We start from the raw sequence: 23727 nt of genomic DNA on the forward strand, positions 1-23727 counted from the left end.
CCGACGCGAAGCTGGTGTACGGCGTGGCCGGATCGCCGCGCTCCGCGAGATCGCGCCCGTGCAGTTCGAAGCCGGTCTTGGTGATGCCGGCGAAGACGCCGACGCGGCCGCCGTGCCGGCGCGCCAGGAGTTCGCGCGTGTGGTTGGCGTCTTCAAGCGCTTCCCAGCAGGCCTGCAGGAACAGCCGTTCCTGCGGATCCATGTCCATCGCCTCGGCCGGCGACAGGCCGAAGAACAGCGGATCGAACTCGGCGAATCCGTCGAGGAACCCGCCCCAGCGGCAGTAGCTCATCCGGTTCGCGATCGCGGTCTGCGGGTCCTCGCAGAAGAAGCCGTCGAGCGACCAGCGTTCCGCCGGAATCGGATCGATGCAGTCGCGGCCATCGCGCAGGTTGCGCCAGAACGCATCGAGATCGCGCGCATGCGGATAGCGACCGGCGAGACCGATGATGGCGATGGGTTCGCGCATGCCGGAGCCGGACGTGCGCGCGAGGGGCTGCGTCGCCATCGCGACGGGAACGTCGCGTCGCGGCGTCGCGGACGCGTTCGCCGGCTCCTCGCGTGCGGCCGCGGGCTCGAGTCCGGCGGCCGTCCATCGACGGCACGCTTCCGCGTGGTCCGCGAGCAGGTGATCGCGGATCGCCGCCAGCGTCGCGAACTGGTAGAACACGGTCTTCGACAGGCCGGGGAATGCGGGCGCGAGACGCTGGTTCAGCTGCACGATCATGATCGAGTCGATGCTGAAGGTTTCCAGCGACTCGGTCCCGTCGATCCGCGCCGGATCGATCTTCGACACCTCGGCGAAGACCGCGATCAGTCGCTGCAGCGTGTTGCGGGCGATCGACGACGCGTCGTCATCGATGACGCCATCGCCGATCGCAGCTGACGACGACGCGGCGGTCGCTTCCACGCGCTCGTCGAGCGACGCCAGCAGATCGCCGAGGTGCGCGCCCTCGCCTGCCAGCACAGTGACGCAGGATGCGCCGCTGCCCCAGGCGCGCTGCAACGCGGCCAGTCCGTCCGCGGTTTCCAGCGGTGCCAGGCCGACCCGGCGCAACTCGGCTTCCGCGTGCACCGAGAGCTGCATGCCGCCCTCGCGCCAGTACGGCCAGTCGATGCACAGCGTCCGGCCGCGGCGCAGGCCACGCATGGCCTGCGCGTTGCGCCGTTCGGCGAACGTGCGCATGAAGGCGTTGGCAGCGGCGTAGTCGCCCTGCCCCGCACTGCCGGCGACGCTGCCGATCGAGCCGAAACAGATGAGGAAATCGAGTGCCGCCGCGCCGAGGGCAGCATCGAGGTGTTCGAGCCCCGCCACCTTCGGCGCCAGCACGCCGAGCATCTGCGCGGCGCGCTTGCGCGCGAGATAGCCATCGTCCAGCACGCCGGCCGCGTGCACGATGCCGTCGATCCCGCCATGGGCCGCCGTCATCGCCTGCAGCAGCGATCGCGCCTGCGCGGCATCGGCGATGTCCGCGCGGCGGAATTCCGCCTGCAGCCCCTGCGTACGCAGGGCCGTCACGTGTTCCGCGGTCTCGGCCGACGGTTCGCCACGGCCGGCGAGCACGATGACGCCGGAGTGCAGCGTCGCTGCCATCGCGCCGGCGACGATCCTGCCGAGCCGGCCGTTGCCGCCGGTGATCAGATAGCGGCCGCCTTCGCGCCATGGCACGTTCGACACGGAGGCGTCAGGCAACGCCTCGAAGCGGCGCATGCGCGTCGCTGCGCCGAGGCCACGCACGTGTCGCGCCGCGAGGGGCGCGACGTCGAAGAGCTGCGCGAGGATCGCTTCCGGCGCGATCTCGGCGGCGACATGCAGGGTCTGCACATCGAGCCGATCGTATTCACGCCTGGCGCTGAGCAGCAGCGACGTCAATGCCCCGCAGACGATGCCATCCTCGTCGTCCGGCAGCACGAGCTGGAGCATCGCCGGCGCGATCGAGGCCGTTTCCCGCAGCAGGTCGAGCAGCGCGGTTGCGTGCGCTGCGTAGCGCTCGCCCACCGGCGCGACAGTGCGCGGCAGCACGTGCAGCGCGAGATTGGAGGCCGCGGCTGCCCGCGCCATGGCGGAGCGCACGAGCGGCGCGTCGGCCGCGAAATCGCACAGGACGACAACGCGTCGATGCGGCCAGTGCAGCCGCGCGGTGGCCGGGCGATCCCAGCGTTCGACGAACAGCGCCGGCGACGGTTTGCGCGCCGTCGGTTGGGCGGCCGCGACCGGTGGCGCATCGAGCCAGAACCGCTGCTTGCGGAAGGGATACGTCGGCGCGCTGATCCGGCGCGGCGGGTCATCCGGGTACAGCGCGCGCCAGTCGAAGGCGAAGCCGGTCACCCACAGCAACGCCAGCTTTTCGAAATGGCCGTGCCGCGCCCAGCGTGCGAGCGCGGCTTCCAGCTCGGCACTGGCCGGATCGTGCGCGGCGTTGCCGGCGCGCTTCGGCGCGCAACCGACGTGCACGCCGGTCGAGGCCTCGCCGCCGTCGAGCCAGCGCTGCAGGCGCGTCTGCAGCTCGTTTGCATCGGTCGCGACGATGGCCAGGCGATGCGACATTTCCCTGCGGCCGACCTGCAGCGTCCAGGCCAGGCTGCGCAGCGACAGCGACGGGTGCCTCGCCACGAACGCCGACAAGCGTGCGGCCAGCATGCGCAGGCATTCGGGATCGTGCGCGGACAGCGGGAACAGCCAAGGGCCCGGCGTGTCGTCATTGATGGCGTCGGCGACGTCGCATGCCTCGAGGATGACGTGCGCATTGCTGCCGCCCACGCCCATCGAACTCACCGCCGCGCGGCGCGGACTCGGCCCTTGCCACCGCTGCCGTTCGGCGACGACATGGAACGGCGATCGGTCCAGCTTCAGCGCCGGGTTGGGCGAACGGAAATGCAGCGTCGGCGGGATCTCGCCGCGCGACAGGCTCAGCGTCGCCTTGATGCAGCCCGCGAGACCGGCGGCGGTGTCGAGGTGCCCGATGTTGGTCTTGACCGACCCGATGCCGCAGAAGCCGCGCGCCTGCGTATGCCGGCCGTAGGCCTGCGACAGCGCCGCGATCTCGATCGGATCGCCCAGCGGCGTGCCGGTGCCGTGCGCCTCGACGTAGCCGATGGTGTCGGGCTCGATGCCGGCGTTGGTCAGGGCCCGGTCGATGGCCTCGCGCTGGCCGGCGACACTCGGCGCGTAGAAGCCGGCGCTCTCGCCGCCGTCGTTGTTGATCGAGGTTGCGCGCAGCAGCGCGTAGATGTGGTCGCCGTCGGCGATTGCCTCGTTCGCGCGCTTGAGCAGCAGCACGGCGACGCCCTCGCCGCCGACGGCGCCGTCTGCAGCCGCATCGAACGCGCGCAGGTGGCCGTCGCTGGAGAAGTTCATGCCGTCCTGGTGCACGTAGCCGGCGCCTTCGAAGCTGGCGACGCGCGCCGCGGCGACCAGCGCGAAGCGCCATTCGCCTTCGAGCAGCCTGCGATGCGCCAGGTCCAGCGCGGTCAGCGAGGACGAACAATTGGAATGCACGAACAGGCTGGGCCCCTTCAGCCCCAGCTTGTTGGAGATCACGGCCGGCAGCGTGCCGCTCTGGGCCATGATCCAGCCCACGTACTGCTCGATGTCGTGCGCCGACGCGGAGGCCATCAGACGCGCGTGGTAGGCGCTGTTGCTGGCGGTGGCGAACACCGCCGTGTCGGCGACGTCGTCGACGCGATAGCCCGCGTCCTCGATCGCGCGCCACGCATGCATGAGCAGCAGGCGCAACTGCGGGTCCATCCACTGCGCGTCGCGCTCGGAGATGTTGAAGAACGCGGCGTCGAACAGCTCGCGGTCGGCCAGCGTGGAACGGACCGGGACGAACTTCGGATCGGCGAGGACATGGTCCGGCACGCCGAGCGCGCGAAGCTCGGCCTCGGGAATGCGCTCGATGCTTTCCCGTCCCTGCAGCAGGTTGTCCCAGAAGGCGTCGTGGTCGTCCGCGCCCGGGAAGGCGCAGGACATGCCGACGATGGCGACGCTGTCCGCGTAGTACGCAGGCACGCCTGCGGTCGTCGCATCGGCGGCCGCGGCCGGGATCGATGCGGTTTCGCCAACGGTATGGGCATCGTCTTCCGCCGCAGCGGATGCATCGCCATCGAGCGCTTCGAGATGCCGCGCGATGCGTGCGATCGAGCCGAACTCGAACAGCGCGGTGATCTCGAACGTCGGCTGCAGTTCCGCGGCGATCCGCTCGGCGAGGGTCACGGCCAGCAGCGAATTGCCGCCGATCTCGAAGAAGCCGTCGTCCGGATCGATGTCGTCGCGACCCAGCGCATGGCGCCACATTGCGAGCAGCTGGCGTGCGTATTCGTCGTGCGAGCGTCGCGGCCGGGCTGCCGCCGTGGCCGTTGGTGCCGCCATGGATACCGGTGTGGATGCGCCTGCGCGCAGCGTCGCGATCGCGGTGCGGTCAACTTTGCCGTTCGGCGTCAGCGGCAGTGCCTGCACCGCGATGAAGTCCACCGGGATCATGTGCTCCGGCAGCGACACGCGCAGGAAGGCCTGCAGCGCGCGTCGATCGGGCATCGAGGCTGTGCCCGGCGCGGGCACGCAGGCCGCGACGAGTTGCGGCTCGCCGTCGCGACGCACGGCGCAGGCGCAGAGGTCGATGACGGGATGCTTCGCCAGCGCCGACTCGATGTCGCCCAGCTCGATGCGGAAGCCGCGCAGCTTCACCTGCGCGTCGTGGCGTCCCAGATACTCCAGCCGCCCATCGGCCTGCCAGCGGGCCCGATCGCCGGTGTGGTAGAGGCGCCCGCCGATCGAGAACGGATCGGCGATGAAGCGCTGTGCGGTGAGCGACGGCCGGTTCCAGTAGCCCAGCGCCAAGCCGTCGCCGCCGATGTACAGATCGCCCTCCACGCCGATCGGCACCGGCGCCATCGCCGCATCCAGCACGTACACGTGCGTGTTCGCGATCGGCCGGCCGATGGTCGTGGCCGCATCGCGCACGAGACGTTCGGTCGTGGACCAGATCGTCGTTTCCGTGGGGCCGTAGAGGTTCCATGCGGCATCGCTGTCGAGCAGGTGCCCGCGCAGCGTGTCGGGCAACGCTTCGCCGCCGCACAGCAGGCGCATGCCGGTGTCGTTGCGCCAGCCGACGCGATACAGCATCTGCCACGTCGCCGGCGTCGCCTGCATCAGCGTCGGCTGCACCTCGCGGATCGTCCGCGCCAGGCGCTGCGCATCGCGGGCATGCGCCGCCGGGCAGACATGCGTCCGCGCGCCGCGCAGCAGCGGCATCAGCAGTTCGAGACCGGCGATGTCGAAGCTGTAGGGCGTGACCGCGAGCAGACGATCGTCGGCCACGAGATCGAACTCGTCCGCCAGCGCGCCAAGCAGATTGAGCAGGCCGCGGTCGGTGACGACGCAGCCCTTCGGCCGGCCGGTGCTGCCCGACGTGTAGATGACGTAGGCGACGCTGTCCGGCGAGCGCGCGACGTCGTGCACGGTAGTGTCTTCGGACGGAAGCGGATCGATTCCGTCGATCACGAGCAGCGACGTCGCCGCGACCGATCCGGTGACGCGCGCCGCGCTGGCGCGATCGGTCAGCACGCAGCACAGCGCGCTGTCCTGCACCATGTCGTCGAGGCGCTGCTGCGGATAGGCCGGGTCGAGCGGCACGTAGGCCGCGCCGGACTTGAACACGGCCAGGATCGCGACGACCAGGTCGACCGTGCGATCGAGACAGAGGCCGACGCGCTCGCCGGGGGCCGCCCCTGCGCTGCGCAGTCGCGAGGCGAGTGCGGAACTGCGGCGGTCGAGCTCCGCGTAGGTCAGCGCGCGATCGGCGCAGGACACGGCGATCGCCTCCGGACGGCGCTGCGCCTGCAGGCGGACGTGGTCGGGGATCGACAGCGCATCGAGCCCGGTGCACGCGGTGTCGTTCCAGGATTCGAGGATCTGACGGCGCGCGGCGTCGTCGAGCAACGGCAGGCGGCTGGCGCGGGTCGATGGATCCGCGACCGCGCCTGCCAGCAGCGCGAGGAAATGTCCGCTCCAGCGCGCGATCGTCGCAGCGTCGAACAGGTCGGTGGCGTATTCGAACTCGCACGACAGGCCGTCCGGCGTCTCTTCGACGTACAGCGACAGCTCGTACTTGGCGTGGCTCCAGGGACTTTCGACGCGCTGCCATTGCGGCGCACCCTGACCGGACGACCGGTCGTTCGACTGCGGATAGTTCTGCAGCGAGAACAGCACCTGCACCAGCGGCGGACGTGCACGATCCCGCTTCGGCTGCAGTTGCGCGACCAGACGGTCGAAGGGCAGTTCGCGATCGTCCTGGGCGTCGAGCGTCGAGCTGCGGATGCGCGCGAGCAGATCGACGAACGTCGGATCGTCCGCCAGGTTCGCCCGCACCACGACCGTGTTGAGCAGTGGTCCGACCACCGTTTCGAGCGCCGGTTCCGTGCGCACCGCGAGCGGGGACCCGATCAGCAGGTCATCGACGCCGCCGAGGCGGGCCAGCAGCACGCCGTAGGCGGCGAGCAGCGTCATGTAGAGCGTGGCGCCCTGCGCTGCGCCCAGCTCGGCGAGCGCACGGTGCGTCTCCACGGGCAAGCGGACACGATGCAGCGCACCGCGGTACGACTGCACGGCTGGCCGCGCGCGGTCCGTCGGCAACTCGAACACCGTCGGCGCACCGGCCAACCGTTCGCGCCAGCGCGCTGCCTGCCGTTCCAGCGCGGGATCGTCCAGCCGGTGACGCTGCCAGACGCTGTAATCGACGGATTGCAGCGCGGGTTCACTCAGCGGCGACGTGCGTCCCGCGGCGAAGGCGCCATACAGCGCGCGCAGTTCGTCGACCAGCAGCGCGATCGACCAGCCGTCGACGGCGATGTGGTGGGTCATCAGCACCAGCAGCGCGTCGTCGTCGCCGACGAGCAGCACCGCGCGCAGCAGCTGGCCGCTGCCGAGATCGAAGCGGCGCTGCATTTCCGCCTGCTGGATGCGGTCGATTTCCGCGCGCCGTGTCGCGGCGGGCAGCGCGGCGAGGTCGCGGACATCGAGCTGCACCGGCTGCGGCGGCAGGATCGTGCAGAAAGGACCGTCGCCGTCGCTCGCGAACCGCGTGCGCAGGCTTTCGTGCCGGCGCACCAGTTCGGACAGCGCGCGGCGCAGGGCCTCGACGTCGACCGCGCCGCCGGCAAGTAGTGTGATCGGCATGTTGAACGCCGCGCCCGCCGAGCCCAGGCGTTCCAGCGTCCACAGGCTCTGCTGCAGCGAGGACAACGGCATCCGCGGCGAACGCGGCACGGGGACGGGCGACGTGGTCGGCGTCTCGTGGTCGCGCGTCGCATCGACGATGGTCTCATCGACGACGGTCGCCAGCGCTTCCAGCGTGGTGGCGGCGAAGAACTGCTGCAAGGTGATCGCGACCGCCAGCGACTGGCGGATGCGGCCGACGGCGCGCGTGGCCAGCAGCGAATGGCCACCGAGTGCGAAGAAATTGTCGGTCATGCCCGGCGGATCGCAGCCGAGCACGTCGGCCCAGATCGCGGCGAGGCGCTGTTCGGTCGGCGTGCGCGGAGCGACGTGCGCGTCGGCCGTGCGTTCAGCGGCGGCGGCGCCGGGCGCGGGCAGTGCGGCCCGATCGATCTTGCCGTTCACCGTCAGCGGGAAGCGGTCCAGCACGACGATCGCCGACGGCACCATGTAGGCCGGCAGACGTCCTCGCAGCGAGGCCAACAGAGCGTCCGGGGACGGCGCCGATCGGTCCGCGGCAACGACGTAGGCGACGAGGCTGCGACCGTCGAGTTCGCCCTGCGCGGTGACGAAGGCCTGCGCGATGCGGCCATCGCGGAGCAACGCGGCTTCGACGTCGCCCGGTTCGATGCGATAGCCGCGCACCTTGAGCTGCTGGTCGATGCGGCCGAGGAATTCGACGACGCCGTCGGCGCGGATGCGGCCGCGATCGCCGGTGCGGTACATGCGCGCTCCGCCGCCGGCGAAGGGATCGGCCGGGAAGCGCTCGGCGGTGAGCGCGGGCTTGCCCAGATAGCCGCGCGCCACGCCGGTGCCGCCGATGACGATCTCGCCCGCGATCCCGTCCGGGACGCGCTGCAGCGCATCGTCGAGCACGTGGACCGTCGCGTGCGCCAGCGGCCTGCCGATGGGCGGGTCGCGCGGATCGGCCGAATCGCAGACATGCAGCGTGGCGCAGACGGTCGCTTCGGTCGGTCCGTAGGCATTGATGAAACGCACCGGCGTCGGCCAATGGCGCACGATCGCGGCCGTGCAGGCTTCGCCCGCCACCACCAGCGTCTGCAGGGTCGGTGCGCCGCCCGCATCGACCAGTCCCGGCACGACGCTGGGCGGCAGGGTCACGTGGGTGATGGCGCGCGTGTCCAGCAGCGTGGCCAGCGCGTCGCCGGCGAGCATGCGCACCGGTCCCGGCAGGCACAGGCAGGCGCCGCGGCACCAGGTGGTGAAGACTTCCGACACCGAGGCGTCGAAGCTCAGCGACGCGAACTGCAGCAGCCGGCTGTGCGGCGTGATGGCGAACGCATCGATCTGCGCCAGCGCCAGCGCACGCAGGCCATCGTGTTCGACCAGCACGCCCTTGGGCATGCCGGTGGAACCCGAGGTGTAGATGACGTAGGCGAGGTCGCCGGGCGCGGGCGCCGCGTCCCGCAGTGCCATGTCCCCTGCCCCCGCGGTCGCGTGCGCGATGTCCGCGAACGTGACGCACGAGCCCGCGTTATCCGGCAGACGATCGCGCGCGGCGGCATCCGCGAGCACGAGGCGCGGGCGGGCGTCATCGAACAGATGGCGCAGCCGCTCACGTGGCGATTCGATGTCGATCGGCACGTAGGCCGCACCGGCCTTGAGCACCGCGAGCAGCGCGACGAACGTCTCGATGTCGTGGTTGCCGACCACGGCGACGAGATCGCCGGCACCGATGTTCCGACGGCGCAGTGCGACGGCCATGCGGTCGGCATGCGCCTTCAGTTCGGCGTAGGTCAGGCAGGCGGTGGGCGATTCCAGCGCGGGTGCGTCGGGCGTCGCGGCGGCCTGCGCCTCGAACAGATCGCAGACGGTGCGGCGGCGTGCCGGCGCGGGATCCGCCTGCGGTCGCGGCGTCGCGGCCGCGATCAGGCGCAGGCGCGATACCGCGTGGTCGGGATGCGCCATCGCGTCGTCGAGCAGCGCGCCGTACATGCCGGCCACGCGGGCGATGGTCGTCGCCTCGAACAGGTCGCTGGCGTATTCGATTTCGGCCGCCAGGCGATCGCCGGCTTCGATCACGTTGAGCGTGAGGTCGTACTTCGACGTGCCGCTCGGGCATTCGATGGGTTCGATGCCGGTGCCCGCGAGCCGCAGCGCCACCGGGGCGGTGTTCTGCAGCGCGAAGATCACCTGCACGACCGGTTGCCGCGAGGGATCGCGGTTCGGCCGCAGCTCGGCCACGACCTTCTCGAACGGCACGTCCTGGTGGGCGAACGCCGCCAGGGCCGTGTCCTTCGCCTGCGCCAGCGCCGCGCGGAAGCTCGTCTGCGGTTCGATCCGCGCGCGCAGCGTCAGCGTATTGATGAAGAGCCCGACGAGCGGCTCGGTTTCGCGATGCGTGCGGCCGGCCGTCGGCGTGCCCACCACGATGTCGTGGCCGCCGCTCCAGCGCGCCAGCAGCACCTGGAACGCGGCGAGCAGCACCATGAACGGGGTGACGCCTTCCTGGCGGGCGAAGCGGGGCAGACGTTGCGCGACCGCGACCGGGAGTGCGAAGCGATGCAGCGTGCCGCGGAAACTCGCCATCGCCGGGCGCGGATGATCGGTGGGCAGCGCAAGCAGTTCGGGCGCGTCGGCGAGCTGCCGTTTCCAGTACTGCAGCTGTGCCGACAGCGCGTCGCCGTCGAGCCAGCGGCGCTGCCACGCGGCATAGTCGGCGTATTGCAGGGCCGGCGGCGGCAACGGCGACGGCTCGCCGCGCGACCGGGCGTCGTACAGCGCGCCGAGTTCGCGCAGCATCACTTCGTGCGACCAGCCGTCCGCCGCGATGTGGTGCGCGGCGAGGATCAGGGCGTGTTCGTCATCGCGCAGGCGCAGCAGTTTCGCGCGGAACAGCGGGCCGCGTTCGAGATCGGTGCGATGGTGCGTTTCCTCGTCCAGCAGTGCGGCGAGGCAGCGCTGCGCCTGCACGGCATCGGGCGCGCCTGGATCGACGATCTCCAGCACGTGTCCCGGCGGCGGATCGATCACCTGCCGCGGCGTGTCGCCGTCGATCACGAAGCGCGTGCGCAGCATCTCGTGGCGCGTGACGAGATCCGAAAGCGCCGCGCGCAGCGCATCGACGTCGAGCGGGCCGCGGATCCGGAACGCGAGCGGCACGTGGTAGGCCGCGCCGAGCGTGCCGAGCTGTTCGAGGAACCACAGCCGCTCCTGCGGGAACGACAGCGGGATCGCGTCGTGTTCTTGACGCGCCGTGATCGGCGGCAGCACACGCGGTGCGGCGTCGCCCTGCCCTTGCTGCAGGACCTGTTCGAGCCGCGCGACGGTCGGATGCTCGAACAGCGTGCGCAGCGGCAGTTCGACCGCGAGTTGGGAACGCAGCTGCGCGACGAGCCGCATCGCCAGCAGCGAATGGCCGCCGAGCTGGAAGAAGTCGTCGTGCAGGCCGACCCGGTCCAGGTGCAGCACCTCGGCGAAGAGGGTCGCGAGCGTCTTCTGCAGCGCCGTCTGCGGTTCGGCGTAATCGGTGACGTCGGGACGCGCCTCCGGCGCCGGCAGCCGGTCCTTGTCGACCTTGCCGTTGATCGTGAGCGGCAGCGCCGGCAGCAGCATCGTCGCCGACGGCAGCATGTGTTCGGGCAGGCTTTGGCCCAGGTGTTCGCGCAGGCTGCGCAGGAAGGCCTGCTGCGTCGCGTCCGCGAGCGGATCGTTGGCATGCGCCTGCGGGTCGCCGGCGACGACGACGGGAGCAGGCAACGCGCCGTCCGCCATCGCAATGACGGACGCATCGACGAAGGTCGCCACGAGGCATCCCGGATCGGCGTCGGACCACGTGATGCTCACGGTGTAGCCATGCCGTTCGCCCAGACGCCACAGCGCCTCCGGCTGCACGCCGCGCAGCGGTCGCTGCCCTGCCCGTTCGCACAGCGCGCGCCAGGTCTCGCCGTCGGCGGCGTCGCGCAGCAGGGCGAGCGTCCGCAGTGTCGGTTCGATGCGGGCGTTCGGGATGTCGTCAACGCGCACGCAGGCGGGACGCTGTTGTGCGAGATGCCCGTCGAGGGCGGCGAGGAGATCGTCGCCGTCCGGCTGCCACGCGGTGGCGGCCGGAGCGACAGTCGGCCTCGTGCCAACGTGCAGCCAGACGTCGTAGCGGTACTGGTTCAGTTCGTTGTCGGCATCGCCGCGCTTGAGCTGGATGTCGACGCCGGTGATCGCGGGCACCCACTGCGGCAGCGCCCGGAAGAACGACGGCGCCACCAGCAATTCCTTCTCCTGGCGGATGCCGGAGGTGATCGCCGCGCGCAGGCGGTCGGCGGTCGTGTCGTCGCCGGCCCGCGCGAACTGCGCGTCGGCATGGAAGGCCTCGTGCAGGCCGTGGTGACGCACGTCGCCGACGAAGATGCGTCCGCCGGGCGCGAGATGCGCCGACGCGCGGCGCAGCACGTCGAGCAGGTACTGCGCGCCTGGAAAATACTGGATGACCGAATTCAGCACGACGGTGTCGAAATCGCGCGGAATACCCTCGAAATCGACGGCCGGCCGGGCCGCGAGCCGCACCTGCGGCATGTCATCGCTCGTCCGCAGCCAGTGCTGCAGGCGCGCGATCGCCATCGGCGACAGATCGGTGCCGAAGTAGGCGTCGCAATGCGGTGCCAGCCGCCGCAGCACGAGGCCCACGCCGCAGCCGATCTCCAGCAACCGCTGCGGGCGCCGGGCGAGGATGCGCACGGCCGTCGCCTCCAGCCACTCCCGCATCTCCTCTTCGGGAATGGGCGCGCCGGTGTAGCTGCTGTGCCAGCCGACGAAACTCGGACTGCAGTCGTCTTCCGCCGGCTGGTAGGTCTCCTGGTAGATCGCCTGCCACTGCGCGACGCTTTCGTCGGCGCGCGTCGCGTCGTCCTGCGCCGGAGCCGGCACGACGTACGCCACGAGACGCGGCTCGCCGTCGTCCTCGCGCTTGGTCACGACCGCCTGCCGCACGCCGGGATGGCGCAGGAAGACCGCTTCGATTTCGCCCAGCTCGATGCGGAAGCCGCGCAGCTTCACCTGCTGGTCGATGCGGCCGAGGTACTCCATCCCGCCGTCCGGGAGGCGTCGGACCAGATCGCCGCTGCGATACAGCCGTTCGCCCGGCACGAACGGACTCGCGACGAAACGCGAGGCCGTCAGCGACGGGCGATCGAGGTAACCCCAGGCCAGGCCCGCGCCCGCCACATGCAGTTCGCCCGGCTCGCCGTCGGCGATCGGCTGCTGGCGCTCGTCGAGGATGTGCGCCTGCAGGTGCGGCAACGCCTCGCCGATCAGGCTGCCGCGCGGCTGCAGCGCTTCGGCCATCGTCACCTCGTGCCAGGTGACATGCACCGTGGTCTCGGTGATGCCGTACATGTTCACGAGCGCCGGCCGCGCGTCGCCGTGGCGCTCGAACCAGCCGCGCAGTTCGCCGAAGCGCAGCGCTTCGCCGCCGAAGATCACCAGGCGCAGGTGCAGCGGCAGGCGCCGGACTTCGTCGACCGCCGCGAACTGCCCGAACGCCGACGGCGTCTGGTTGAGCACGGTGACGCCTTCGCGGCTCACAAGTTCGTGGAAGGCCTCGGGGTTGCGGCTGGTCTCGCCGGGCACGATCACGAGCCGGCCGCCGTACAGCAGCGCGCCCCAGATTTCCCAGACCGAGAAATCGAAGGCGTAGGAATGGAACAACGTCCAGACGTCGTCCGCATCGAAACGGAAACGCGGCTGCACGGCGTCGAACAGCGCGGTCACGTTCGCGTGCGGGATCAGCACGCCCTTGGGCTGTCCGGTCGAGCCCGAGGTGTAGATCACGTAGGCCAGCGCACCGGCGGGGACGTCCCGCTCCGGGCTTTCCGCGGCATCGGGTGCGACAGACGGGATGCCGGGATCGACGTCGCGGTCGAGGCGCAGGATCGTGCAGTCGGGAAGATTTTCCGCCAACGCCGGGCCCGTGCACAGGTCGCGCTCGGTGACGAGCCACTTCGACCGGCAATCGCCGAGCATGAAGACGGTGCGGGCTTCGGGCGTGTGCGGATCGATCGGCAGATACGCCGCGCCCGCCTGCAGGATCGCGAGCACGCCGACGATCAGCCGCGGCGAGCGTTCCATGCACAGGCCGACGATGTCGCCGGGCCCCACGCCGAGCCGCTGCAGTTCACGCGCCAGCGCCGTCGCGCGGGCATGCAGTTCGCGATAGCTCAGCCGGGTCTCGCCGTGGCTCAGCGCGATCGCTTCCGGGGTGCGCACGACCTGCGCCGCGAACCGCGCCGACAGCGTCTGCATGCCGGCATCGCCGCCGGACGGTCCGGCGGGGGGGCGGGGATCGGCGTTGGTGGCGGACGGCGCCTCCATCAGGCGGCCATCTCGCGGTAGCGCGCCGCCCACTGCTCGGAGATCGCGTCCGCCTGCCGGCGATGCCGCGTCTCCGCGATCACGGGCACCTGCGACGACAGCCCGAGGTACTCGAGCACGGCGCGGAGCGTGGGTGCGTAATCGGCCGCGAGGTCCTCGTAGTCGATCGTCATCGGTTCGATGCGGTGGCGCTTGAAGAAGGTGCGCCAGCCGTCGTCGCCGCTCTGCAGCCAGGCGGCCAGCCGCTGGATCGCGGCGAAGTCGAAGTCGTCCTCGCGGACCGGACGGACCGGATCGTGCGTGCCCTCGACGCGCACGAACTCGCTGCTGCGGATCGCCTTGAACAGCGACACCGCCTGCGCGACGCGGTCCTGCCGGCGCAGCCACAGATACGACAGCCGCGGGAACGCGCGGCCGAAGAGTTCATGCGGCGACGCCTGCCGGTCGTCGAAGCGGGCCTGCAGCACTTCGACCGCGTTGTGGAAATCGGAGAACGGCCGCTGGAAGTGGATCTTGACGCCGAACACGCCGTTGTCGGTGGTGCCGGCCTCGATGATCCCGCGCAGCACCTGCTCCGCGGGATGGGTCAGGCGATGCGCCTCCAGCAGCTCGCGATAGCGCGTGGGCGCCATCTCGAACACTTCCGCCTGCGGCAGCCGCACCGGCGGTGCGAAGTATTCGTCGGGCCGGCCGGCCACTCCCGTCTCCCGCAACCCGCTGGCGAGCATCGTGCTGCCGCTGCGCATCGTGGTGCAGATGATGTAGGAGCGCTGGTTCCGCATCGTTCGAGATTCCTTGCTTCCGTGGTTTCCAAGCCGCACTCGTCCCGTCTGCTGCGACCGCAGGCCAGACGCGACACTTCCCCCTGATGTTCACCCGTGGCAGCCGCCACAGGTCAACGACGAACGGACGAACACGATCCCGGGTGCGACTCGGCGCCCGCGAGCGACGGGCGATGCACCCGTCAGGCCTTCCCCCCGAGCGAGGGTGGCGAAGTGCGACGCAGGCGGGCTGCGGTCGCGCACGACGGATGCGGCCCCGTCACCGGCCATGTCCTCCGGGAGATCGACCTCGTCGTGCAACGCACCGACGGGGCGTGCGGCCGACACGACGCTTGCGCATGTCCGCAGCGCAGGTCGTCCCTGCGGCGGGCGATGCCGCGCCATGTCCGTCGGCCCGAACGCAAGGCCGCGACCGATGGTGCGCATCGCCGCGTATCGCCCGCAGACCGCGTCGGCGGCTGCGATGGCGAGGATCCGATCCAGAACTCATGGTCCGAGTTCACATGCATACAGTCACTCCGTCCTGAAGCAGGGCGGCGCATCCCTGTGCACCCGACAGGGGGCCGATTGAATCGCATCGGGATTCGGCCGTCAATGCACGTCATCAATCGCAAGCGGTGCGCCACGGGCCGGCGATCCTCCGTGTCCGAATCGGACATCCGTTGCGGGCGATGCCGTTGCGCACGAGATCGCGCCGCGTGGATCCGCCTCGCCGTGCCGTGGCCTCAGGCCCCGGGCGCGTCCTTGCAGGCGTCGTAGACCTCGCGGTCGAGTCGGCTCAGCAGTTCGTAGGTCCGCGACAGGCCCGCGGCTTCGAGCACGGCCTCGCGATGTGCCTTGGCGACGCGGCAGCGATCGACCTTCGGATCGCGGCGGCGTTCCTCGGGCCAGCCGAACGAATAGTCTCCGCCGCCGGATCGACGCCGCCGTTCGACCGCCTGGCGATCGGCTTCGACCTTGGCGGCGGCCTGCGGATTCCAGCCCGGGTCCAGGTACGGCCGGACGGCCTGAGTCTCGGACCCCTGCGGGCACGGCGCGTTCTGGTAAGTGCGATGGCCCTTGGCGTTCACGCAGGTGTAGAGGACACCATCCGAAGCCCGGGCGATCGGCACCGCCGTCGCGGCCCACGCGATGAACAGGCTTGTTGCGAGCAGGCCTGCCGCGAGCAGGCGTGTCGCCGGCTGGCCCGTCGTCGGGCCGATGGCGGATCGTGTCGTGCGCATTCCCTTGCCCCCTGTGGCTGCCGGCAGTATGCCGCGGGCCGGTCTTCCCGTGGCCGGGGCGGCGAATGAAAGCGTCGATGGCGCCGCGTGGGTCGCCAGACGGCGTGAATGGATCGCCGCGGACCGGCCGGCGGTGACGCTGTCCGGGATTCTGGGATAATCGGCGGTCGCCCCCGTTCCGCCCCGCCGGAGTCTGCCCGTTGAGCGTGTCCCCGGCCGAAGTCGGCCTGTTCTCGACCCTGCCCGAAGGGGTGTTCGGCCCGCTGGCGTCGCCCAACCGCCGGCACTACTGGCGGCTGCTGTGTCGCCTGTTCGACGAATTCTTCGGCCCGGACGCGCCCCTGCCGCCCAGCACCGGCTTCCTGCGCCGCGAGATCGTCGCCGCGCTGGAGCGCTACCTGCTGACCGACGACCCGTGGGAGGCCGACGACGGCGAGCCACCGGACACGCCGCTCTCGATCCGGGCGCAGTCGGTCTACGACCGTTTCCGCCAGGCCGGCTGGCTGCGGCAGGAGCGCATCGGTGCCCGCGAGATGGTGTCGATGACCCATCCGGTGTCGCGGCTGCTGGGCCTGCTGGTCGAGTTCGCCGAACGCGGGCCGACCTTCCTCGGCGCCAAGGTCCGCTCGATCGAGCTGCAGTTGCAGCAGGTGGTCGATGGCCATGCCCAGGGCGACATGCTGGACGAGGCGGCCGAGCAGGCCCGGCACCTGCTGGCGCACGTGGCCGCGCTGGGCGTGCAGGTGCGCGACCTGATGCCCGAGCTGAGCCGCGCCGAATCGACCGCCGCGTTCGCCCGGCACCTGTTCGAGCGCTACGTCGGCGAGCTGTTCGTCGGCGACTACGCCGAGCTGCACAACAGCGACCATCCGCTGGCGCGGCGCACGTCGATCCTCGCCATGGTGCGGGAGATCGAACACGGCCCGGCGCGGCCGCGGCTGCTGGAGTGGTACGCCGCGCACGTCCCCGGTGGCGATGCCGAGCGCGCCGCGCTGCGGTTCTCGCGCAGCCTGCGCCGGCTGTACGAACTGGACCGGCTGGACGACTACCTCGGCCGGCTCGACGACGACATCCGCCAGGCCAACCGCCGGGCGCTGGCGTTCCTCGACTACCGTCTGCGCGCCCCCGACCGGCTCGATACCCTGCTCCGCCGCGCCTGTCGCGGCGCCCTCGCCGCGCCCGAAGGCGAGTTGCGCCTGCCGGTCGCGCCGGGCGGACTGATGGACGAAACCCGCCTGCGTCCGCCGAAGGCGCGGCCGCGGCCGATCCCGCGCACCGCCAACGCGCAGGCCGAGCCCACGCCCGAACAACTGGCGCGGCTGAACCTGCTGCGCCGGATCAAGCGCGCCCGGCTGGTGCTGCCCGAAGACCTCGGGCGCTACCTCGACCGCCAGTGGCGCGACCGCGGCGAACTCGATTCGCAGACGCTGGAAATCGCCACGATCGAGGATTTCCGCGCCTACCAGACCCTCATCACCCTCGCCCTGCGCAGCCGCCGCGCCGGCGGCCTGCGCCGCGACGATCCCCTGCATCGCCTGCTGCAAGGGTTCCGCATCGCGCTGGTCGAGGGCGAACACGCCGACAACGCCCATCTCCGCGGCCCGCGCTTCGTGCTGCGCCGCGACGCGGGCCGCAAAGGAAAGACCGCTTCCGCATGAAACGCACCTGGTCCCAGCTCAGCCAACTTTCCGGCGGTACGTACATCCCGCAGGACTTCGAACGCGCCGCCTACCGGCTGGTCACCGAACAGGTGCTCTACGCCAGCGATCGCGGCACCAAGAACGCCTACCACCTCGTCGACACCTGGTTCAGCGACTTCGCCGCGGCGCTGGAGCCGCTGGGCGTGCGGCTGGAGCGCAACGCGCATTACCGCTACGTCGTCGCGCTCCCCTCGCACGGCGAAGGCACCGCGGTGTCGCTGGACCAGACGCTGCTGCTGCTCGTGCTGCGCCAGCGCTACGACGCGGCGATGCGCCAGGGCCAGATCGAGGACCAGGGCGAGGTCTACGTCGACCTGCCGGAACTGCAGGAGGCCTACGCCGACCTGACCGGCCGGCCGATGCCCGACATCGGCACGCTGCGCGAGACCCTGCGCGCCCTGCGCCGCTGGTCGGTGGCGCGCGTGGTCGATTGCGAACCCGACGACCCGCAGCCGTTCCGGATCGTGGTGCGGCCGGCGATCGTCGAGATCGTGGGCGCGCAGTGGCTGCAGCGGCTCGACCAGCACAACCGCGACGAGGATGACGACGGCGACCTTGGCGCAAACGACGACGAGACCGGCACGCCGGCGGAGGACGCGCATGCGCCAGCTTAAGCGGGTCCATCTGGTCCAGTTCTTCCTGTTCGAGGCCGAGACGCTCGACCTCGACGCCACCACCGCGATCATCGCGCCCAACGGCGCCGGCAAGAGCGCACTGCTCGACGCGTTGCAGATCGTGATGCTGGGCGGCGACCGCAACACCATCCGCTTCAACGCGCAGGCCGGCGGCAGCCACCGCGCCCGCACCATCCGCGACTACTGCCTCGGCGTGTACCGCGCCGGCGACGACGGCCGCGTGCGCAAGACGGCGACGACATACATCAGCCTCGTGTTCGAGGACACCGTCACCGGCGAATGCCTCACTGCCGGCGTCGCACTGGGCGCGTCCGAGGACGAGCCCGACCACCGCGTGCACGGGCTGTACCTGCTGCCCGGCGTGGCGCTGACGCTGGCCGACCATCTCGAAACCCAGGGTGGCCGCGAACTGCCGCTGACCTGGGCGCAGTTCCGCACCGCCGCCGCCGCGCACTGCAAGACCGCCGGCAGCAAGCCGGAACTGCACGCGACCAGCGAACGCTTCCTGCGCGACCTGCTGCTGCACCTGCGGCCGGGCGGCAACCTGCACATCGACCCGGTCGCCTACCGCAAGGCGTTCCAGAACGCGCTGAACCTGCAGCGCGTGAGCGACGTCGACCACTTCGTGCGCACGCTGGTCGCCGAGGAGCGCCCGACCGACATCGCCCGCTTCCGCAGCCTGCTCGAAGGCTTCCGGCAACTGCGCGAGAAGATCGAGCAGGTCGCCCAGCGCATCGGCGCCGCCGAAGTCGTGGAGCAGCAGTACCGCAAGGTCGCCGCGCACGCCACCCGCGCCGCCTCGTGGCGCGCACTCGCCGCCGAATACCGCCGCGACGCCCACGGCGAGCAGGTCGACGCCGCCGAAGACGCGCTGACCGCGTTGCAGGAGGCGTCCGCGCGCATCGCCCGCCAGCTCGACCAGGCCCGCAGTGACCGCGGCAGCGCCCGGCAGCAGGCCGAAGACGCCCAGCGCCGGTTGCAGGGCACCCGCGGCTACAGCGAGCAGGCCTCGTTCGACGAGATCGCCGGCCGCGATCGCGACGAGATGGCGCAGCTCAAGCGCGAGCTGATGCGCAACGCCGGCTACGTCCGCGATGCGCTCGCCGGCGCGGCGAAGCTCGAACTGCCCGGGCTGGACGCCGACGCGCTGGTCCGCGCTGCCGCCACCTGGGGCGCGCTCTACACGCAACTGGCGAGCCTCGCCGACGACGCGGGCATCGACCATGCGCCGGAAGCGCTGCATGCGCAGCTGATCGACGCCCTGCGCGCAGCGGCGCCGGCGATGGCGCACGTCGCCGCGCGTGCGCACGAGGCGCGCAGCGAGCTCGAACAGGCGCGCCAGCGCGAGAAGCTCGCCGCGCAGAACCAGAGCCGCCTGCAGTCGGGCCGCGCCGAGCTGCGCGCCGACGTGGTGCGGCTGATGAGCTATCTCGAAGAAGCCGACATCCCCTGCCGCCCGGTCTGCGACCTCGTGCAGGTCAGCGATCCCGACTGGCAGGGCGCGATCGAGGCCTACCTCCGCACCCACGTCGAGGCGCTGCTGGTCCCGGCCGAACACGAGCAGCGCGCGGTCGCGCTGTATCGCGGGCTGAAGGGCCACCGCTCGGTCTACGGCGTGAAGCTGGCGCTGACCAGTCAGGTCCGCGGCGGCCGCGAGGCGAAACCCGCCGATGGCCGCGTCGCCGCCCTGCTCCGCGGCGACGCCGATGCCGTGGCCTACCTGCGCCAGCAGCTCGGCGATCTGCGCTGCATCGAGACCGAGGCCGAGGTCGTCGCGACCCGCCACGGCCTGACCCGCGACGGTCTGGTGACCAAGGGCGGCGGCGTCGAACGCCTGCGCCTGCCGGGTGCCGGCGAACTGAAGATCGGCGCTTCCGACCAGCGCGAGCGGCTGAAGCTGCTGCGCGAGGACGGCGAGCGCGCCGGCCGCGAGATTCGCCGGCTGGAGACGATCTGCAATGCGCTCGACGCCCGCGTCGCCGACTGGACCCGCATCGGCGGCCCGGAGCACGCCGCGCAGGCCGTCCACGACGTGCTGCTGCGCCACCGCGAAGCCGCGGCGCGCTACGCCTCGCTGCGCGACCAGTTGGCGGCGATCGCCGATCCGGACCTCGTGCGGCTGACCGAGCAGGCGCATGCGCTCGATGCCCGCTGCCGCGAACTCGACGCGCTGGTCGAACGCCTCGTCGGCGAGGACGCGGTCGTCCGCGGCAAGGTCGTGGACGCGCAGTCGCGACTCGAACAGCTCAACGCCGAGAGCGACGCCATCGCCCGCGCCGCGGTCGACGCGTTCCGCCATCCCGACGTCGATCCCAACCTCGTCGAGCAGCATCGCGACGACCTCGACGAGAAGCATCCGGAACTGGTCGACCGCATCGCCCGCTGCCGCCAGCGCGCCGACGATGCCGACAGGGCGCTGCAGAACGTGCTGCCGGACGCCTGGTCGGGGCTGGCGCAGTACGCCAAGGACCACGGCGTCGGCTTCGACGTGGAGCCGCAGGACTGGCGCCGCGCCGGCGCGCTGCTGCAGGCCGAGATCGCGTACCTGCGCGACACCGAACTGGTGCAGCACCAGACCCGCGCCGACGAGGCGTACGGGATCGCGGTCGAGACCTTCCGCAGCAACGTCGCCTCGGCGCTGTACGACAACTTCAAGCGGCTGGAGCAGCAGATCCGCACGCTCAACCGCACGCTCGCGCAGAGCCCGGCGTTCTCCAACGACGAGCGCTACCAGTTCCGCTGCGAGGTGGCGCCGGAGTTCCGCGACCTGCATCGCTTCATCCTCCGCGTGGCCGACGTCGGCGAGGCCGACACGCTGTTCGGCAGCGCCGGCGAGGTCCCGGCGGCGTTCCGCGACATCGTCGAGGACCGCGTCGGCGGCCGCGGCAGCGCGCCCTCGCCGCTCGACGACTACCGCCGCTTCTTCGTGTTCGAGGTCAACATCCGCCAGGGCGAGCAGGTCATCGGCACGCTCAGCGAACGCATGCGCTCGGGCTCGGGCGGCGAACACCGCGCGCCGATGTACGTGATCGCCGGTGCCGCGCTGGCCGCCGCCTATGGCAAGCGCGACGGCGAACTCGGCGGCCTCGGCCTGATCATGCTCGACGAGTTCGGCGACAAGATCGACGCCCAGAACGCCCGCGCCACCACCCAGTACCTGCGCTCGCTCGGCCTGCAGCTGGTGCTGGCCGCCCCGGACACCGCCCAGGGCACGCTCACCGGCGTCCTCGACAGCTACATCGAACTGTTCCGCGACGGCCCGCTGCTGCAGGTCGAACGGATCGAGGTCACCGAGGACGGCCGCGCCCTGCTCGCCAGCGACCAGTTCGCGTTGCACCCGGAGCTGCTGGCGGCGGAAATCGCGCGGATCGAGGCGGAGCAGCCCGCGCCCGCGGCCTGATCCCGCCTCAGAACCCGTGGCAGGCGTCCCAGACGTCGCCGTCTAGGCGGCTGAGCTGGTCGAAGGTGCGCTTCAGGCCGACGCGCTTGAGTTCGGTGTCGCGGCGACCCTTGGCGGCGCGGCACGGGTCCGGGGCCGCGTTCCGTTTTGCCGCCGCGGTGCGGACGATGCGGACATGGTCGCCGCCGCCGCGGTTGCGGCGGTCCATCTCGGCTTCGATCGCTCGGGTGCGGGCTAATGCCGCCGGGTCGGGGACGATCGTGGCGAACTCGCGGGTGGCGACGCTGTGCTGGGCGACGGCACACGGCGTGTCCTGGTAGCTGCGGACGCCGCGGGCATCGACGCAGACGTGGATCGTATAGCTGGCGGCATGGCCTGCGACGGGCAGGCAGGCGGCGAGGACGAGCGGCAGGCAGCAGGCGAACGGTTTCATCGAAGGCTCCGGAAAAGCGCCGGTCGGCGCGGTCCGGAACAGGATCGTCATCGCGGCTGGCGGCCGGGATCGGGGAAGTCCCGCTGCTGCGTGCGGCATTGCCCGCGTCGGCGGGTCAGGAAACCCTGAGCGCGTCCGCGGTCCGCGCGCCGAGCCAGACCAGCGTGAGGCCGGCAGCGAGCGTGACCACGAGGTAGCCCAGCGCCCAGTCGCCGCGGCTGGACTTCGCGAACAGCAGGCACTCGACCATCAGCGCCGAATAGGTGGTCAGCGCGCCGAGGATCCCGACCATCAGGAACGCCCGCCAGTACAGCGCCGACGGGCCGCGGCCTTCCAGCCAGATCGCCAGGAAGCCGGCCGCGAACGAGCCGATCAGGTTCACCGCCAGCGTGCCCCACGGGAATCCGGTGCCGACGTGGCGCAGCAGCAGGCCGCCCAGCCAGAAGCGCAGCATCGCGCCCAGCGCCCCGCCCGCGGCGACCAAGCCGAGCTGCTGCCACCAGATGGCAGGATTCATGCGTCGCCTCGTCTGTCGACCCGACCTTTCATTTCAAAGATTTGGAAGTCGAACGTGAAGTGATTCATGAGCTTGACGCATTGTCGTCTTCGCCACCGCCCGCATCGTTCCGGGCGCGGGTACGGGCCTGCTCGCGGTCCGCGCGGAGGCGGTCGAGCTTGTCCTTCAGCTTGATCTCCAGGCCACGCGCGACGGGCCGGTAGTAGACGCGCTCGCCCATGGCGTCGGGGAAGCCGGTCTGCTCCAGCGCCACCCCGCCCGCGCTGTCGTGGTCGTAGCGGTAGTTCTTCCCGTAGCCGATCGACTTCATCAGCTTCGTCGGCGCGTTGCGCAGGTGCAGCGGCACCTCCTGGGTGCCGTGTTCGGCCACGTCGCGCTTGGCCGCACCGAAGGCGGTGTAGGCAGCGTTCGACTTGGCGGTGCTGGCGAGGTAGATCACGAGCTGCGCCAGCGCGAGGTCGCCTTCCGGGCTGCCGAGGCGGTCGTAGGTGTCCCAGGCGTCGATCGCCATCTGCAGCGCCCGCGGGTCGGCCAGGCCGATGTCCTCGACCGCCATGCGGGTCATGCGCCGGGCGAGGTAGATCGGGTCGCAGCCGCCGTCGAGCATCCGCGCCAGCCAGTACAGCGCGGCGTCGGGGTTGGAGCTGCGCACGGATTTGTGCAGCGCCGAGATCTGGTCGTAGAACTGCTCGCCGCCCTTGTCGAAGCGGCGGGTGCGGTCGGCGAGGACTTGTTCGAGGATCTCGTCGGTGATGGTGCCGCCCTCGCCGGCCGCATCGCCCTCACCTGCCAGTTCGGCGGCGATCTCCAGCAGGGTCAGGCCGCGGCGCACGTCGCCGTCGGCGGCGACGGCGATCAGGTGCAGTTGGGCAGGCGCGATCGTCAGGGCGCGGTCGCCGAGCCCGCGTTCGGGATCGTCCAGCGCGCGCTGCAGCGCGACGGCGATGTCGTCGGCCGACACGGCTTCCATCACGTGCACCCGGCAGCGCGACAGCAGCGCCGAGTTCAGCTCGAACGACGGGTTCTCGGTGGTGGCGCCGACGAACAGGATGGTGCCGCGCTCGATGTGCGGCAGGAACGCGTCCTGCTGCGCCTTGTTGAAGCGGTGCACCTCGTCCACGAACAGCACCGTGCGCCGACCCTCGGCGAAACGGTTGGCGGCTTCCGCCAGCACCTGCCGCACCTCGGGCAGGCCGGAGAGCACGGCGGAAATCGCACGGAAATCGGCGTCGGCGTACTTCGCCAGCAGCAGCGCAAGCGTGGTCTTGCCGCAGCCCGGCGGGCCCCACAGCACCATCGAATGCACGTGGCCGGATTCGATCGAGCGCCGCAGCGCGGTACCCGGCGCCAGCAGCCGGCGCTGGCCCACCATGTCGTCCAGCGTGCGCGGGCGCATGCGCTCGGCCAGCGGACGCAGCGCCTCGCGATCGACCGCCAGCAGGTCGGGCGCTTCGGAGAACGGTGCGGGCGGCGTGGCGCGGGGCAAACGAGGACGTC

At 71.2% G+C, this 23727-nt stretch carries 9 protein-coding genes (1 of these 9 running past the window's edge); 3 read left to right on the forward strand and 6 right to left on the reverse strand.

The features are described 5' to 3' along the window. The 3 genes from ACT53Q_RS00185 to ACT53Q_RS00195 form a co-directional block, all read right to left on the reverse strand. Window positions 1-13471 carry the 5' portion of an amino acid adenylation domain-containing protein gene (locus ACT53Q_RS00185; protein ID WP_476184650.1) on the reverse strand. Its footprint begins 5423 nt before the window's first position, so only the first 13471 of its 18894 coding nucleotides appear in the window; the start codon lies at window positions 13469-13471; its stop codon lies off the left edge, out of view. Window positions 13472-13539: 68 nt separating this feature from the next. Beyond that, window positions 13540-14322, reverse strand: a complete 783-nt coding sequence (locus ACT53Q_RS00190) for a Stf0 family sulfotransferase (protein WP_476184651.1) — start codon at window positions 14320-14322, stop codon at window positions 13540-13542. Between the two features lie 725 nt (window positions 14323-15047). Continuing rightward, entirely contained in the window at window positions 15048-15545 is a 498-nt protein-coding gene (locus tag ACT53Q_RS00195; protein ID WP_476184652.1) for a DUF4124 domain-containing protein, read from the reverse strand. Window positions 15546-15751: 206 nt separating this feature from the next. Between ACT53Q_RS00195 and ACT53Q_RS00200 the strand changes: the two genes are divergently transcribed. From ACT53Q_RS00200 to ACT53Q_RS00210, 3 genes are read left to right on the forward strand one after another with little or no spacing between them, the layout of a single operon-like run. Continuing rightward, window positions 15752-17203 carry a Wadjet anti-phage system protein JetA family protein gene (locus ACT53Q_RS00200; protein WP_476185147.1) on the forward strand — a complete coding sequence of 484 codons (1452 nt, stop codon included), beginning with the start codon at window positions 15752-15754 and terminating at the stop codon, window positions 17201-17203. Continuing rightward, on the forward strand, window positions 17200-17859 hold the full coding sequence (locus tag ACT53Q_RS00205; protein WP_476184653.1) for a DUF4194 domain-containing protein: 660 nt from the start codon (window positions 17200-17202) through the stop codon (window positions 17857-17859). Before ACT53Q_RS00200 ends, ACT53Q_RS00205 begins: the two co-directional genes overlap by 4 nt. Next, window positions 17846-21280 (forward strand): SbcC/MukB-like Walker B domain-containing protein, encoded by a 3435-nt coding sequence (locus ACT53Q_RS00210; protein WP_476184654.1) that lies wholly within the window; start codon window positions 17846-17848, stop codon window positions 21278-21280. Before ACT53Q_RS00205 ends, ACT53Q_RS00210 begins: the two co-directional genes overlap by 14 nt. 7 nt (window positions 21281-21287) lie before the next feature. On the opposite strand, the gene ACT53Q_RS00215 is transcribed toward ACT53Q_RS00210, so the two are convergent. The 3 genes from ACT53Q_RS00215 to ACT53Q_RS00225 form a co-directional block, all read right to left on the reverse strand. Then, on the reverse strand, window positions 21288-21764 hold the full coding sequence (locus ACT53Q_RS00215; RefSeq protein WP_476184655.1) for a DUF4124 domain-containing protein: 477 nt from the start codon (window positions 21762-21764) through the stop codon (window positions 21288-21290). Window positions 21765-21828: 64 nt separating this feature from the next. After that, window positions 21829-22230, reverse strand: coding sequence for a fluoride efflux transporter CrcB (gene crcB, locus ACT53Q_RS00220; protein ID WP_476184656.1), 402 nt, complete (start codon window positions 22228-22230; stop codon window positions 21829-21831). 64 nt (window positions 22231-22294) lie between these two features. After that, window positions 22295-23626, reverse strand: a complete 1332-nt coding sequence (locus tag ACT53Q_RS00225) for a replication-associated recombination protein A (RefSeq protein ID WP_476185148.1) — start codon at window positions 23624-23626, stop codon at window positions 22295-22297. Between the last annotated feature and the right edge of the window lie 101 nt (window positions 23627-23727).

It is taken from the genome of Lysobacter sp. DMC97 (assembly GCF_056313745.1).